Origin of the sequence: Limimaricola litoreus, assembly GCF_024159025.1 — a bacterium.
Lineage (GTDB): Bacteria > Pseudomonadota > Alphaproteobacteria > Rhodobacterales > Rhodobacteraceae > Limimaricola > Limimaricola litoreus.
On sequence record NZ_JAMYXC010000154.1, the window covers coordinates 1 to 13,117 of the forward strand.

12 protein-coding genes and 1 tRNA gene are annotated in these 13,117 nt (G+C 67.0%); 8 read left to right on the forward strand and 5 right to left on the reverse strand.

Annotated features, from left to right (window positions below; translation table 11 throughout):
* Window positions 1–459 (reverse strand): hypothetical protein (locus tag NHG85_RS10050; RefSeq protein WP_253332015.1); only part of this gene is annotated, 459 nt, incomplete at its 3' end.
* A gap of 700 nt (window positions 460–1,159) precedes the next feature.
* On the opposite strand from NHG85_RS10050, the gene NHG85_RS10055 reads away from it, so the two are divergent.
* The gene (locus tag NHG85_RS10055; RefSeq protein WP_253332017.1) at window positions 1,160–1,771 is read left to right on the forward strand and encodes a VPLPA-CTERM sorting domain-containing protein; all 612 of its coding nucleotides are present in this window, start codon (window positions 1,160–1,162) and stop codon (window positions 1,769–1,771) included.
* 829 nt (window positions 1,772–2,600) lie between these two features.
* On the opposite strand, the gene NHG85_RS10060 is transcribed toward NHG85_RS10055, so the two are convergent.
* A tRNA-Ser gene (locus tag NHG85_RS10060) sits at window positions 2,601–2,690 on the reverse strand.
* Window positions 2,691–2,898: 208 nt separating this feature from the next.
* Here NHG85_RS10060 and NHG85_RS10065 point away from each other — a divergent pair.
* The 7 genes from NHG85_RS10065 to NHG85_RS10095 all read left to right on the forward strand — a co-directional run bounded on the left by NHG85_RS10065 (window position 2,899) and on the right by NHG85_RS10095 (window position 9,366).
* Window positions 2,899–3,696, forward strand: a complete 798-nt coding sequence (locus NHG85_RS10065) for an SPOR domain-containing protein (RefSeq protein ID WP_253332019.1) — start codon at window positions 2,899–2,901, stop codon at window positions 3,694–3,696.
* Window positions 3,697–3,783: 87 nt separating this feature from the next.
* Complete coding sequence (locus tag NHG85_RS10070; RefSeq protein WP_253332021.1) at window positions 3,784–5,028, forward strand: D-alanyl-D-alanine carboxypeptidase family protein; 1,245 nt, start codon at window positions 3,784–3,786, stop codon at window positions 5,026–5,028.
* Window positions 5,029–5,032: 4 nt separating this feature from the next.
* Window positions 5,033–5,665, forward strand: a complete 633-nt coding sequence (gene tmk / locus NHG85_RS10075; RefSeq protein ID WP_253332023.1) for a dTMP kinase — start codon at window positions 5,033–5,035, stop codon at window positions 5,663–5,665.
* Window positions 5,662–6,753: a DNA polymerase III subunit delta' gene (locus NHG85_RS10080; protein WP_253332025.1), complete on the forward strand. Its 1,092-nt coding sequence runs from the start codon at window positions 5,662–5,664 to the stop codon at window positions 6,751–6,753. The genes tmk and NHG85_RS10080 overlap by 4 nt, the downstream gene beginning before the upstream one ends.
* Window positions 6,754–6,759: 6 nt before the next feature.
* Window positions 6,760–7,566: a TatD family hydrolase gene (locus NHG85_RS10085; protein ID WP_253332027.1), complete on the forward strand. Its 807-nt coding sequence runs from the start codon at window positions 6,760–6,762 to the stop codon at window positions 7,564–7,566.
* Window positions 7,563–8,363, forward strand: coding sequence for an MBL fold metallo-hydrolase (locus NHG85_RS10090; protein ID WP_253332029.1), 801 nt, complete (start codon window positions 7,563–7,565; stop codon window positions 8,361–8,363). The genes NHG85_RS10085 and NHG85_RS10090 overlap by 4 nt, the downstream gene beginning before the upstream one ends.
* Window positions 8,364–8,436: 73 nt before the next feature.
* Entirely contained in the window at window positions 8,437–9,366 is a 930-nt protein-coding gene (locus NHG85_RS10095; RefSeq protein WP_253332031.1) for an AEC family transporter, read from the forward strand.
* A gap of 71 nt (window positions 9,367–9,437) precedes the next feature.
* Here NHG85_RS10095 and NHG85_RS10100 read toward each other — a convergent pair whose 3' ends face one another.
* From NHG85_RS10100 to NHG85_RS10110, 3 genes are all read right to left on the reverse strand, one after another.
* Window positions 9,438–10,292 carry an ABC transporter permease gene (locus NHG85_RS10100; protein WP_253332033.1) on the reverse strand — a complete coding sequence of 285 codons (855 nt, stop codon included), beginning with the start codon at window positions 10,290–10,292 and terminating at the stop codon, window positions 9,438–9,440.
* Between the two features lie 4 nt (window positions 10,293–10,296).
* The gene (locus NHG85_RS10105) at window positions 10,297–11,853 is read right to left on the reverse strand and encodes an ABC transporter permease (protein ID WP_253332035.1); all 1,557 of its coding nucleotides are present in this window, start codon (window positions 11,851–11,853) and stop codon (window positions 10,297–10,299) included.
* 107 nt (window positions 11,854–11,960) lie between these two features.
* Window positions 11,961–13,085, reverse strand: coding sequence for an extracellular solute-binding protein (locus NHG85_RS10110; protein ID WP_253332037.1), 1,125 nt, complete (start codon window positions 13,083–13,085; stop codon window positions 11,961–11,963).
* Window positions 13,086–13,117 lie beyond the last annotated feature (32 nt).

Below are 13,117 nucleotides of genomic sequence, written 5' to 3' on the forward strand. Positions count from 1 at the left end.
GAGCACCGGCGGATCGTCCGGGCGCAGCGCCGCCAGGGCGGGGGCGAGCGCCTCGGGCCTCCCCTCTTCATGCCCTGCCCCGCTGTCGCGCGCAGGACCGGGCAGGCCGCCGATCCGCCGCGTGAGCCGCTCCATCGCCTCGCCCGGCCGCGCCACCGGATCACCCGGCGCCTTGAGCGCCCGGATCAGCCCCAGCGCCAGCTCGCCCGAAACGGTATCGCCGCGCCCCGCATCGCCCCCCGCCACACGGGGCAGCAGATCGGCCTCCGACACCCGGCGCCCCTCGAGCGCGACGGAGGCGACCGCCTCGGCCACCGCCATCTCCGAGCGCCACAGATTGCCCGCATCCGGGTCGGCCCGGCCGAAGGCCTCGATCCGCGCGGCCAGCACCTCGATCCGAAGCAGATCGAGCGCCCCTGCTCCGCCGCGCGCCGCCGTGCCGCCGCTCCTGCCCGCCATGGCTGCGCTTCCTTCTCACCGCCCCGCCCGGTGCAGACTGGCCCGCCGCTGCGCGGCTTGTCCACCGGCCATTGCGCGTACCTCTCGCAGGCGTCGCCGGGTGCCGCGCGTTGGCCTTGCAAGACCGGGCTGACATGACCGCTGCAGCCAACAAAGCTCCGGAGATCCCGCATGCGCATCGTCTTTCGCATCGGCCTGCCGAAATGTGCCTCGAGCACGATCCAGGGCCATTTTGCAGATAAAGATGCGCATGACCGGGACAATGGCGTGCTCTACCGCCGGGCGCATCGGCCATCACCCGCTTTGCGCAACAGAGCCGGTAGACATGGCCACTTACTCAATCGCTACTTTCAATCGCACAGTCCTTGCGTGCGCTCCAAATGGATAACCAGACAGTCTGGCCGAGCGGATTGCAAAGGCTCTGTCTGTAGACATGGCGATACGAGCGTATATGGAAAGCCAACTGGTCGTCGTCACAGGGGTAACTTTGTCCGCAGATGAGGTCGTCGCCTTCCGGGCTGGTGCGCTTGATCTATGGCACGCAGGTCCAGGCGCGCTGCAGGGCCTGACAGACCCGGAAGGGAAGCAAGCCACCGTTGCCGCGCGGCTTACCGGTAAAAAGCCATGGCGCGGTCGAATCTAGGTGTATGGCCGCACACTTCCTGTAGGGTGAGAAGTGCTCGCCGCTTGGTTGAGTCGCATGACCTGTTTTGTTTGGATGATCTTTATGAAGAAGAATGGCCTTAGAAATCTTGCCATTGCCGCAGTAGCTATCGTTACGGCCACCTCTGCGCAGGCAATACCTGTTAGGTGGAGTTTTGAGAATGTGACTTCCGACCCTGGGGGTGAAATTGAGCGGTGGGGCGGCTCTTTTGTATTCGATCAAGACATTGGAAGTATACTTGAATACGACTTCTATAGCGCACATCATCACTTCATAGGCATTCAACCATTTTCTGTAGATACCCCATTCTCTGATTTGGACTTCTATAGGATCTACTTCGGGTCTAGAAAATGGCTTCCTGCTGGGATGACCCGCTTTTACACTGATATTGAGCTCACATTTGACTTCCCTCTGTCGAACCTTGGGGGAGCTGTCGGCGTTAGTGGGTTTGAGCTGAACGGCTTTGAGTACTACAACGACCCTTGGACATACACTTTATGGACACATGGCGTTGGCGGGTACATCGAGGGCATTCCGGAGCCTGATTGGGTTAGTCCAGTGCCACTTCCAGCCTCTGGCATTCTATTGCTTGGCGCTTTCGGCGCGATGGCCGCTGCCTCTCGAAAAAGAAAAACATCCGCGGCTTGATTGGCCCCTTGTTGACATTGATTGAAGCCCCCTCCCTCTTCTCATTGGGAGTGGGGGAATCCCTGACTTCCCACCTCAGGCACACGCATGAGCTCTACACGGCATTGATGGCATGACGGCCCCTACCCTCCTTACGGTATCGGTGAGTCAGGGTGGGTCTGCGACGGTCCATACTGGAGGGCGGTGATGGGTGTCACGCCGCTCGCGGACGACGTCGCCGCCCATCAGGGTAGTGCACTCATTCTATAGTACGTACTACCGGGCGCGCTGCGGGGGCTGACAGACGTGGAAGGTAGGCAAGTCAGGTCGCGGCTTGGCTGACGCAAGCCATGACGGGGCCACTCGGCACTCGTTGGCCAGCGTCAATCCGAGGCCGCCGTACTGTAGTATTCGAATGAGAGTACGGACCGCCGGTCCTGCCGCTGATCCCCTTCCGACTTACGATGTGCTGGAGTCTAGCGGCTAATCTTGCTAGCAACCGCTCGCGGATGCCCCCTTTGGTGGGGGCGGATATAAACTTCACCGTCGGACTCTAGGGACCGATGCCAGCTTGTCAGCGCGTCCATTCACAATATGGGAACCGGGGGATGCCGAAACGCCGCTGGCGCACGTCACGGGACCGAAGCCCCCATGCGTTCACTCCCCGCCGGTTCACAAAAAGGGGTGGGGATTGATTGTTCCGCCCTGCCGTTAGAACTGAATGCGCGAGTCCCTTGAACTATAGAGCGCCACTTCAACCATTCGATACGAGAATGGCAGGCGAAATGGGGGACGAACACCACCATCCATTTCCCAAGCATTTGGAAAGTTAGGCATTTCCTCATGCGTCTGGCGGAGGAGGTGGGATTCGAACCCACGGTACGCTCTCACGCACGGCGGTTTTCAAGACCGCTGCAATCGACCACTCTGCCACTCCTCCGGCCGGCTCCGCCTAAGCACTGCGCCGCGATTCGGGAAGAGGCGGGATCACGCGATTTTCGGAGGTGGTGTCGCGCTACCGGCTTTCCATGCACCGCCGCCCCCGATATGTTCGCCGCGCGTCGTGGATCGCGCCGACAGGTGCGAAGCCATGCCGAAACAAGAGCGGGCCGGGCAACGGTCCGAGCGGGGCAATCGAGGGACCACATATGCCAGCCACCATTCCTGCGCGGCCGGTCGTCATGCTGCTGGGCGCGCTGCTCGCGCTTGGCGCCTGCGGCGATGCCGGCCCCGCCGCCGGGCCCGATGGCCGCCGCACCGAGATCGTCTCGCGCGACGTGGAGGCGCCGGGCGTGTTCCAGGTCACCGAACCGGGCCTGTGGGACGGGCGCCCCTCGCTCGGCGGCGTCTGGGTGGCCTATCCGGAGGTCGATGTCGAACAGATCGGCCAGGTCGTCATCCGCAACGAGGCCAACGGCCGCTTCGTGATCGGCGCGCTGTTCCGGCGCGAGCGCGAAGCGCCTGGCCCCGCGCTGCAGGTCAGCTCCGAGGCGGCGGGCGCGCTGGGCATGCTTGCGGGGGCACCGGCGACGCTCAACGTCACCGCGCTGCGTCGCGACGAGAGCGAGACCCCCGAAGCCCCCGGCGCCACCACCGATTTCGACGACCCGACCCCGATCGAAGCCGTGCCGCTGCCGCCGACGCAGCCCGCCGAGGCCGCCTCTGCCCCGGTCGAAGAAGCGTCGCCCCCCGCGCCCGCAGCGCAGGGCGCGCTGGATCGCCCCTTCATCCAGATCGGCATCTTCTCGGTCGAGGCCAATGCCCGCAACACCGCCACCGCGATGGAGGTGGAGGGGCTGGCCGCGCGCGTCGTCGTCTCCGAGATCCAGGGCGCGACCTACTGGCGCGTCATCGTCGGCCCCGCCGACACGGCCGCCGCGCGCGAGGCCGCGCTGGCCCGCGTCAAGGCGCTGGGCTTCACGGATGCCTATTTCGTGCGAAACTGATCCGGGAGTCGGGCCGGAAACGGCCCGCCCCCGCCCTTTCCTTCCGGCCGCCGCCGCGCGGCCCGACAACCGACCGGAGCGACCTCGATGATCCGTGCCGTCTTCCTCGCCGCCGCCACCCTCGTGGCCCTTGCCCCCTTGGGCCGGGCGCAGACCTTCGACACCCCGGCGCGCGCCGCTTATGTGCTCGATCACACCACCGGGACCGAGCTTCTGGCCAAGAACGCCGACGAGCCGCTGCCGCCCGCCTCGATGTCCAAGCTGATGACGCTCTACATGGCCTTCGAGGCGATCGCCTCGGGGCGGCTGTCGATCGACCAGCGCCTGCCCGTCTCCGAGCACGCCGCCTCCTACGGTGGCTCGTCGATGTTCCTCGACACCACCGACAGGGTGCGGGTCGAGGACCTGCTGCGCGGCGTGATCGTATTGTCAGGCAACGATGCCTCCGCGGTTCTCGCCGAGGCGCTTTCGCCCGACGGGACCGAGGCGGGCTTTGCGCGGCTGATGACCGAACGGGCGCGCGAGATGGGGATGATGAATTCCACCTTCGCCAATTCCAACGGCTGGCCCGATCCGAACCAGCGCATGTCCATGCGCGATCTGGGCATTCTCGCCAGCGCGCTGATCCGCGACTTTCCGACCTTCTATCCGATCTTCGCCGAGCAGGAATTTCCCTTCGACGGGCGCGTGCCCTCCAACAGCCAGAACCGCAACCCGATCCTGGGCCTGGGCATCGGTGCCGACGGGCTCAAGACCGGCCACACCTCCGAGGCGGGCTACGGCCTCGTCGGTTCGGCCAAGCAGGGCGATCGCCGAGTGATCTTTGTCGTCACCGGGCTCGACAGCACCCAGTCGCGCCGGGTCGAGGCCGAGCGGATCGTCAACTGGTCGTTCCGCCAGTTCGCGCAGCGCGACATCGGCGAGGCCGGCACGCGGATCTCCGAGGCCGAGGTCTGGATGGGCGAGCAGAGCCGCGTCGGGCTGGCGCTGGCCGAGGATCTGTCGCTGCTGATGCCGGCGATGTCGAGGGACGACGTCGAGGCCGAGGTGGTCTATCAAGGCCCCATCGAGGCGCCGATCGAAGAGGGGCAGGAGCTCGCCGAGCTGGTCATCGCCCGCGAGGGGATGCCCGCGACGCGGGTGCCGCTTGTGGCCGAGACGGCGGTGGCGCGCGGCGGCTTCATGCCGCGGATCAAGGTCGCGGCCTCGGTGCTGTTCGACCGGTTCGGCCCCGAGGGGCTGACCCTGCCCGGGCTCGACCCGATGGCGATCACGCCCGCCGAGGAGCCCACCCAGACCGAGGTCGAGCCGGCCGCGGGCGACGAAACCTGAGCCGGTGACTGCCAGCCTCTTCATCAGCTTCGAGGGCATCGACGGCTCGGGCAAGTCGACGCAGGCGCGTCGCCTGGCCGAGACCCTGCGCGCCGCGGGCCATGAGGCACAGCTCACGCGCGAGCCCGGCGGCAGCCCCGGGGCCGAGGAAATCCGGCAGCTCCTGCTCACCGGCGATCCGGGACGCTGGTCGGCCGAGACCGAGCTTCTGCTCTTCACCGCCGCGCGGCGCGATCACCTGGAGCGCACCATCCGCCCGACGCTGGCCCGGGGCCATACCGTCATCACCGATCGCTTCGCCGACAGCACCCGCGTCTACCAGGGCGCCACGCGCGGCGATCTGCGCGAGACGGTCGACCGGCTGCATGCGCTGATGATCGGCACCGAGCCGGAGCTGACCTTCCTGATCGACATGGACCCGGCCAAGGCGCTCGCGCGCGGGCTGGCGCGCGGCTCTGGCGAGGACCGGTTCGAGGAGATGGGGCTTGGCTTTCAGCAAACGCTGCGCGCGGGGTTCCTCGCCCTCGCCGCAGCCGCGCCTGAGCGGTTTTGCGTGATCGACGGCGACCGCGCGGCAGACGCCGTCGCCGCCGAGATCGCCGCCATCACCCTGCCCCGCGTCAGGGGCGTGGCATGAGCGACGACCTGCCCGATCCGACCGGCCTGCCCGGCCTGCCCCACCCGCGCGAGACGCGGCGGTTGATCGGTCAGGAGGCGGCCGAGGCCGAGTTTCTCGCGGCACAGGCAGGTGGGCGGCTGCATTCGGGCTGGCTTCTCACCGGGCCGATGGGAGTGGGCAAGGCGACGCTGGCCTACCGCATCGCGGCGCATCTGCTCGCGGGGCGGGACGCTTCCCATGGGCTCGACATGCCGGATGACGACCCCGACCTGCGGCGCATCCGGGCCGGATCGCACCCGCGTCTCTTCGTCCTCAAGCGCGGGCCGAACGACAAGGGCGACAGGCTCTCGGCCCAGATCCGGGTCGAGGAGATGCGCAAGCTCAAGAGCTTTTTCCACCTCAGTTCGACCGATGGCGGCCACAGGGCGGTGATCGTCGATGCCGCCGACGAGATGAACGTCTCGGCGGCCAACGCGCTTCTCAAGGAGCTGGAGGAGCCGCCTGCCAACACCACGCTGATGCTGATCGCGCATCAGCCCTCGGGGCTTTTGCCGACGATCCGCTCGCGCTGCCGGGTGCTGCGGCTGCGCCCCTTGGCGCCCGCCCCGCTGGCCGAGGCGCTGGCGCAGGCCGGTGTTGCGGAAGAGGCGCCTGAGGCGCTTTCGGTGCTGGCGGCGGGTTCCGTGGGCGGAGCGGCGCGGATCGCGCAGTCGGACGGGCGCACGCTCTATGCCGCCTTGGTGGCGCTGCTCTCGGGCCTGCCGCATATCGACCGGCCCCGCGCCATTGCCATGGCCGATGCCTGCGCAGGTAAGGGGGCCGAGGCGCGATTTGCGTTGACGCTCGACCTGATCGACCTGCTGCTCACCCGCGCCGCGCGCGCCGGGCTGATGGGCGCGCCGGAAATGCAGGGTGCCGAGGGCGAAGCACGGCTTCTGACCATGCTGGCGCCCGATGCGCGGGCGGCGCGGCGCGTGGCCGAGCTTCAACAGGAGCTGTCGGCCCGCGCCCGGCATGGCCGGGCGGTCAACCTTGACCCTTCGGCGCTGCTTCTAGATATGCTCTTGAGGATCGAAGCGATGGCGACCGGTGTCGCCGCAGCCTGAGGCCAGATGACTTCCAAAGATTTCCAGCTCGTCGACGCGCATTGTCACCTCGACTTTCCCGATTTCGCCGAGGAACGCGAGGCGGTGATCGCGCGCGCCCTCGACGCCGGCGTGACCCGGATGGTCACGATCTGCACGAAACTGCAGAACGCGGAGTCCGTGCGCGCCATCTCGGAGGCGCATGACCCGGTGTTCTGGGCCGTGGGCACGCACCCGATGAGCGCCGCAGACGAGCCGCTGGCGTCGGTCGAGGATCTCGTGGCGCTGGCGCAGCACCCCAAGATGGTCGGCATCGGCGAGACGGGGCTTGATTACCACTACACCGCCGAGAGCAAGCCCGTGCAGCAGGAGAGCCTGCGCATTCACATCGAGGCGGCGCGGCGCACCGGGCTGCCGCTCATCATCCATGCGCGCGATGCAGATGACGACATGGCGCGCATTTTGGCCGAAGAGCACGCGGCGGGCGAATACGACTGCATGATGCACTGCTTCTCTTCCTCGGCGGCACTGGGCCGCGCGGCGCTGGATCTCGGCTTCTACCTGTCGATGTCGGGCATCGCGGCCTTTCCGCGCTCGGGCGAGCTGCGCGAGATCTTCAAGAGCGCCCCGCTCGACCGCATTCTCGTCGAGACCGACAGCCCCTATCTCGCGCCGCCGCCGCACCGGGGCCGCCGCAATGAGCCGGCCTATACGGCGCATACCGCGCAGGTCGGCGCGGAGCTGTTCGGCCTGTCCTTGGCCGAATTTGCCGCCCGAACCTCGGCCAATTTCGACCGGCTGTTCTCCAAGGCCGCAGAGTGGAGCCCCGCATGAGCGACCGGCTGGAGGCGCGCATTCTGGGCTGCGGCTCCTCGGGGGGCGTGCCGCGCCTCGGCAACCGCTGGGGCGATTGCGACCCGGCCGAGCCGCGCAACGCGCGCAGCCGCTGCTCGCTCCTGCTGAGCCGCCACGGGCCGGGCGGCATCACGCGGGTGCTGATCGACACCTCGCCCGACCTGCGCGCGCAGATGCTCGGCGCCGAGGTCGGCGAGCTCGACGGCGTGGTCTGGACCCATGCCCATGCCGACCACGTGCACGGCATCGACGATTTGCGCATGATCGCCTTCAACATGCGCGCCCGGCTGCAATGCTGGGCCGACGCGCCGACGACCGAAGCGCTGATGGCGCGCTTCGGCTATGCCTTCGAAACCCCGCCCGGCTCGGATTACCCGCCGATCTGCGACCTGCACCCGATCGGGGACGAGATCACCATCTCCGGCGCGGGCGGCAAGATCCGTCTCACGCCCTTCGATCTCGTGCATGGCAACATCTCGGCGCTCGGCCTGCGCTGCGAGGGGTTGGCCTATCTGCCCGACGTCAACGAGATCCCCGAGGCCGCCTGGCGGCATCTCGACGGGCTCGATTGTCTGATCGTCGACGCGCTGCGCCGCGCGCCGCACCCCAGCCATGCCCATCTCGCGTTGACGCTCGACTGGATCGCGCGCGCGGCCCCTAGGCAGGCGGTGCTGACCAACATGCATTACGATCTCGACTACGCCACGGTGGCGGCCGAGACACCCGATCACATTACCCCGGCCCATGACGGGATGACGCTGTCGTTCGACATCTAGACGAAGGGCCTCTGCCCCTTCGTCCTTTCGCAGATACGCTATTGCGCGGCCCCGTCCGTGCGGAGGCCCAACCATGTTGCTGCTGCTGGCCGTCACCCTGCCGGTCTTTCTCGTGCTGGGGTTCGGCTATCTCGCCTCGTGGCGCGGCTGGATCGGTGAGGCGACGATCGACGGGTTGATGCGGTTCAGCCAGGGCTTCGCGATCCCCTGCCTGCTGTTTCTCGCCATCGCGCGGCTCGACCTCGCGCAGGAGTTCAATCCTCTCCTTCTGAGCAGCTTCTACGCGGGCGCGCTTGCGGGCTTCTTTGCCGGGCTCTTCGGCGCGCGGCTGATCTTCGGCCGCCCGTGGGAGGACGCGGTCGCGATCGGCTTCGTCGGCCTGTTCTCGAACTCCCTGCTTTTAGGCCTGCCGATCACCGAGCGAGCTTACGGCGCGGATGCGCTACAGGCCAATTTCGCGATCATCGCCCTGCACTCGCCCTTCTGCTACGCGGTGGGCATCACCGCGATGGAACTGGTCAAGGCGGGCGGCGGATCGCTGTGGCAGCTGCCGGGGCGGGTGCTGCGCGGCATGGGGCGCAACGCGCTGATCCTCGGGATCGGGCTCGGCGCGCTGGTCAACCTCTCGGGGCTGCCGCTGCCCGAGGTGCTGATCGAGGCGCTGGAGCTGATGGCGCGCGCGGCGCTGCCGGCGGCGCTGTTCGGGCTGGGCGGCATCCTCTACCGCTACCGCCCCGAGGGCGACATGCGGGTGATCCTCTACATCGTCGCGGTGTCCTTGGTGCTGCACCCGGCGGTGGTCTGGGGACTCGGCTCCATGGCCGGGCTTTCGGTCGAGGCCTTCCGCTCGGCGATCATCACGGCGGCGATGGCGCCGGGGGTGAACGCCTATCTCTTCGCCTCGATCTATGGCCATGCCAAGCGCGTCGCCGCCTCGGCGGTGCTGATCGGCACGGCGGCCTCGGTGCTCAGCGCGACGCTCTGGCTGGCGCTGCTTCCTTAGGCCTGTTCAACGTGAAACGCCCCGCGGGATGATCCGCGGGGCGTTCTTGCCTTGCCTCGATGTCGCGAAGCTCAGCCCGGCGACATGCCGCGCAGCCGCTCCGAGCGCCGCCGCAATACTTCGAGCGTCACCAGAAGCACCACCGAGATCGAGATCAGCACCGTCGCGGCGGCGAGGATGGTGGGCGAGATTTGCTCGCGCAGGCCGGTGAACATCTGCCACGGCAGCGTCTTCTGCCCGGCGGAGCCGACGAAGAGCACCACCACCACCTCGTCGAAGGAGGTGATGAAGGCGAACAAGCCGCCCGAGACCACGCCCGGGAGGATCAGCGGCATCTGCACCTTGAAGAAGGTGCGCACCGGCCCTGCCCCGAGGTTCGCCGCCGCCCGCGTCAGCGACCGATCGAAGCCCACCAGCGTCGCCGTCACCGTGATGATCACGAAGGGAATACCCAACGCGGCATGGGCGAGCACGACGCCCCAGTAGGTCCCCTGCAGGCCGATGCGGCTGTAGAAGAAATACATGCCGGCGGCCGAGATGATCAGCGGCACGATCATCGGCGAAATCAGGATCGCCATGATCGCCCGGCGGAACGGCACATGCGGCTGGCTCAGCCCAATGGCCGCGAGTGTGCCCAGCGCCACCGACAGGAAGGTCGCGACCGGCGCGATCTTCAGCGAGTTCCACAAGGGCACCTGCCAGTCGGGGTTGGTGAAGAAGTCACGGTAATGCTTGGTCGAGTAGCCCTCCGGATCCAGCGCCAGCATCTCGGGCGTGAAGGTGAAGAAGTTCTCGGCGTTGAACGACAGCGGGATGATGATGAGGATCGGCGCGATGAGGAAGAAGAAGATCGCCGCGCAGATCACGAGGTAGGTGTAATGCCAGACCTTCTGGCCGGTCGAGGCGTAGGGGGGAAGTGCAGCCATTCTCTCAGCCTCCCAGCTTGACGTTGTCGATGCCGACGATGCGGTCGTAGAGCCAGTAGAGCGTCAGCACGAGCGCAAGCAGGATCGAGCCGAGCGCGGCCGCGAGGCCCCAGTTCAGCGAAGACGAGATGTGGTAGGCGATCCGGTTCGAGATGAACACGCCGGAGGTGCCGCCGACGATCTCGGGCGTGATGTAGTAGCCGATCGACAGGATGAAGGCGAGAATCGAGCCCGCGCCGATGCCTGGGATCGAGAGCGGGAAGAACACGCGCCAGAAGGCGGTCCAGTCGTTCGCGCCCATGGATTTCGCGGCCCGCATGTAGGAGGGCGGGATCGTCTTCATCACCGAGTAGAGCGGCAGGATCATGAAGGGCAGCAGGATATGCGTCATCGCGATCATCGTGCCGGTGGCGTTGTTGATCAGCGTCAGCCGGTTGGTGTCCGACACCAGGCCAATCCAGACCAGCGTGTCGTTGATCACACCCTGCTGCTGCAGAAGCACCTTCCAGGCGGAGGTCCGCACCAGCAGCGAGGTCCAGAACGGCAGAAGCACGAGGATCATCAGCACGTTGGCCGAGCGCAGCGGTAGCGTCGAGAGCAGATAGGCGATCGGGTAACCCAGCACGATGCAGGAGACGGTGATCGCGAGCGACATCCACATGGTGCGCCAGAACAGCTTGAGATAGATCTGCTCGTCCTCGGGGCGCCATTCGGCGCCGCCGTCGGGGCCGTTCATCATGTCGACGGAGTTCAGGAAATAGCCGTCGGTATAGGCCGGGCTGTAGGTCTCGATGACCTGCCAGACCTCGGGGTCGACCCAGTCCTCGTCCGACTCCTCGAACAGGGCCTTGATCGAGACGGTCTCGAAGCCCGAGACGTCGACATCGGGAAACCCGGCGGGTGCGGCGCCGCTCGCGAGGTCGCGGTAGAGCGCGGCATAGACGAAATCCTCGACATCCTCCTCGAGCGGGTCGTCCTCGTTGGCCTCGACCGTGAGCTTGACCCAGGCATCCCAGACATCGGCGGTCTGGGGCAGCGCCGCGCGGATGTCGTCGTCGGCCATCCAGTTCGACCAGGCGACCGGATCCTCGAGTGCGGGCTCGGCCTCGATGAACTGATCGGTGTAGATATCGGTATCGAAGCGGCCGACATCGCGGCCGGTGCCGCGGAACAGCGAGCTGAGGCCAGTCGATTCGTAATTCAGGCGGCTGCCGAGGCGGGTATGCGTCTTGTATTCGGCGGCAATGAAGAGATCGGTGTAGAGCGCCTCGTAGACCGGCTCGCCGGGGGCCGCCTCGGGCAGGTTCTCGTCCTCGCGCAGCGCCAACACGGTGCGCGGCAGGGTCTCGGAGACGATCTGGTTCTCGACCGAGCGGAACAGCATGTCCGCGATCGGCGCCACGAAGGCGACGAGGATGAAGATCAGCAGCGGCGAGACCAGCAGGAAGGCGCGCAACTTCTCGCGGCGCAGGGCCCGGTTCAGGCTGTGCTTGAGAGGCCTGCCGTCGGCGGCCAGCATCGGGCCTCCTTCGGTCACCTCGCCGCCCGGGAGCGCCGCCATCGGCTGTCTCGGGGGTGTCGTCGCGCTGTCGGTCATCATGCCTCCGGGTTTGGGGGTGGGGCGGGGCCGATGCGGCCCCGCCCCCTCATGCGCTCAGGCGCGCGACATCACTGGGCGAGCCAGGCCTGGAACTTGGCATCCAGATCGTCGCGGTAGTCGGCCCACCATTCGTAGTTCTGCACGAAGGCGCCTTCCGAGTTCTCGGGGTTGGTCGGCATGTGCGGCGCCATGTCGATCCCGAGCTCGGCGTGCTCGCCCACGAGCGGCGCGGAGGATTTGCGGGCCGGGCCGTAGGAGATGTACTTGGCCTGGTCCGCGAGGCGCTGGGTGTCGGTCGCGAAGTAGAGGAAATCCTTGACGCGGGCGAGCGACGCCTCGTCGAGGCCCTCGGGGATGATCCAGCCGTCGAGATCGTAGGACTGGGTGTCCCACATCATGTTGACCGGCTGGTCCTGCTCGACGATCAGGCTGAACAGACGACCGTTGTAGGTCGAGCCGAAGACCACCTCGCCATCGGCGAGAAGCTGCGGCGTGTCGGCGCCCGAGGACCACCAGATGGTCTCGTCCTTGATGGTGTCGAGCTTGGCGAAGGCGCGGTCCTGGCCTTCCTCGGTCTCGAGCACGTCGTAGACCTCCTCATAGGGCACGCCGTCGCAGATCAGCGCCCATTCGAGGTTGTTGTGCGGCCGCTTCTCGAGGCTGCGCTGGCCCGGGAAGGTCTCGGTGTCGAAGACGTCGCAGACGCTCTCGGGCTGCTTGCCGTCCCACTCGGCGACGTCGTTGCGGTAGCCGAAGGTGTAGGAATAGGCGATCTGCGGGATGAAGCAGTCGGAGACCAGCATCTCCTCACCGAAATCCTCGGAGGCCGGGGTGCCGTCGGGCGCGGGCGCGAGGTCCTCGTCCGGGTCGATCTCCATGGCGAGGCCTTCGTCGCACAGGCGCATCGCGTCGGCGGCGGTGGCGTCGACGAGATCCCAGGTGACGTTGCCCGCCTCGTTCTGGGCGCGCAGCTTGGCCACGGCCTCGGCCGAGCTTTCGTCCCAGGTGATCGTCACCTCGGGGTGCATTTCCTGATAGGGCTCGACATAGGCCTTGAGCTGGCTTTGCTGATAGGCGCCGCCCCAGCTGACGATGGTCATCTCATCGGCCATCTCGGAGTGAGCCTCGGCGCCGGCGATGGTCGCCGTGGCCACGAGGGCGGTGCTGGCCGTCAGAAGACGAGTGATGTTCATGTAGAACTCCCGTTGTTTACCCGGTTCTTGGT

Coding starts and splice junctions, on each gene's coding strand:
- NHG85_RS10055 (WP_253332017.1), top strand. CDS start 1,160: ATGACCTGTTTTGTTTGGATGATCTTTATGAAGAAGAATGGCCTTAGA.
- NHG85_RS10080 (WP_253332025.1), top strand. CDS start 5,662: ATGAGCGACGACCTGCCCGATCCGACCGGCCTGCCCGGCCTGCCCCAC.
- NHG85_RS10090 (WP_253332029.1), top strand. CDS start 7,563: ATGAGCGACCGGCTGGAGGCGCGCATTCTGGGCTGCGGCTCCTCGGGG.
- NHG85_RS10100 (WP_253332033.1), bottom strand. CDS start 10,292: ATGGCTGCACTTCCCCCCTACGCCTCGACCGGCCAGAAGGTCTGGCAT.
- NHG85_RS10095 (WP_253332031.1), top strand. CDS start 8,437: ATGTTGCTGCTGCTGGCCGTCACCCTGCCGGTCTTTCTCGTGCTGGGG.
- NHG85_RS10110 (WP_253332037.1), bottom strand. CDS start 13,085: ATGAACATCACTCGTCTTCTGACGGCCAGCACCGCCCTCGTGGCCACG.
- NHG85_RS10070 (WP_253332021.1), top strand. CDS start 3,784: ATGATCCGTGCCGTCTTCCTCGCCGCCGCCACCCTCGTGGCCCTTGCC.
- NHG85_RS10065 (WP_253332019.1), top strand. CDS start 2,899: ATGCCAGCCACCATTCCTGCGCGGCCGGTCGTCATGCTGCTGGGCGCG.
- NHG85_RS10105 (WP_253332035.1), bottom strand. CDS start 11,853: ATGGCGGCGCTCCCGGGCGGCGAGGTGACCGAAGGAGGCCCGATGCTG.
- NHG85_RS10085 (WP_253332027.1), top strand. CDS start 6,760: ATGACTTCCAAAGATTTCCAGCTCGTCGACGCGCATTGTCACCTCGAC.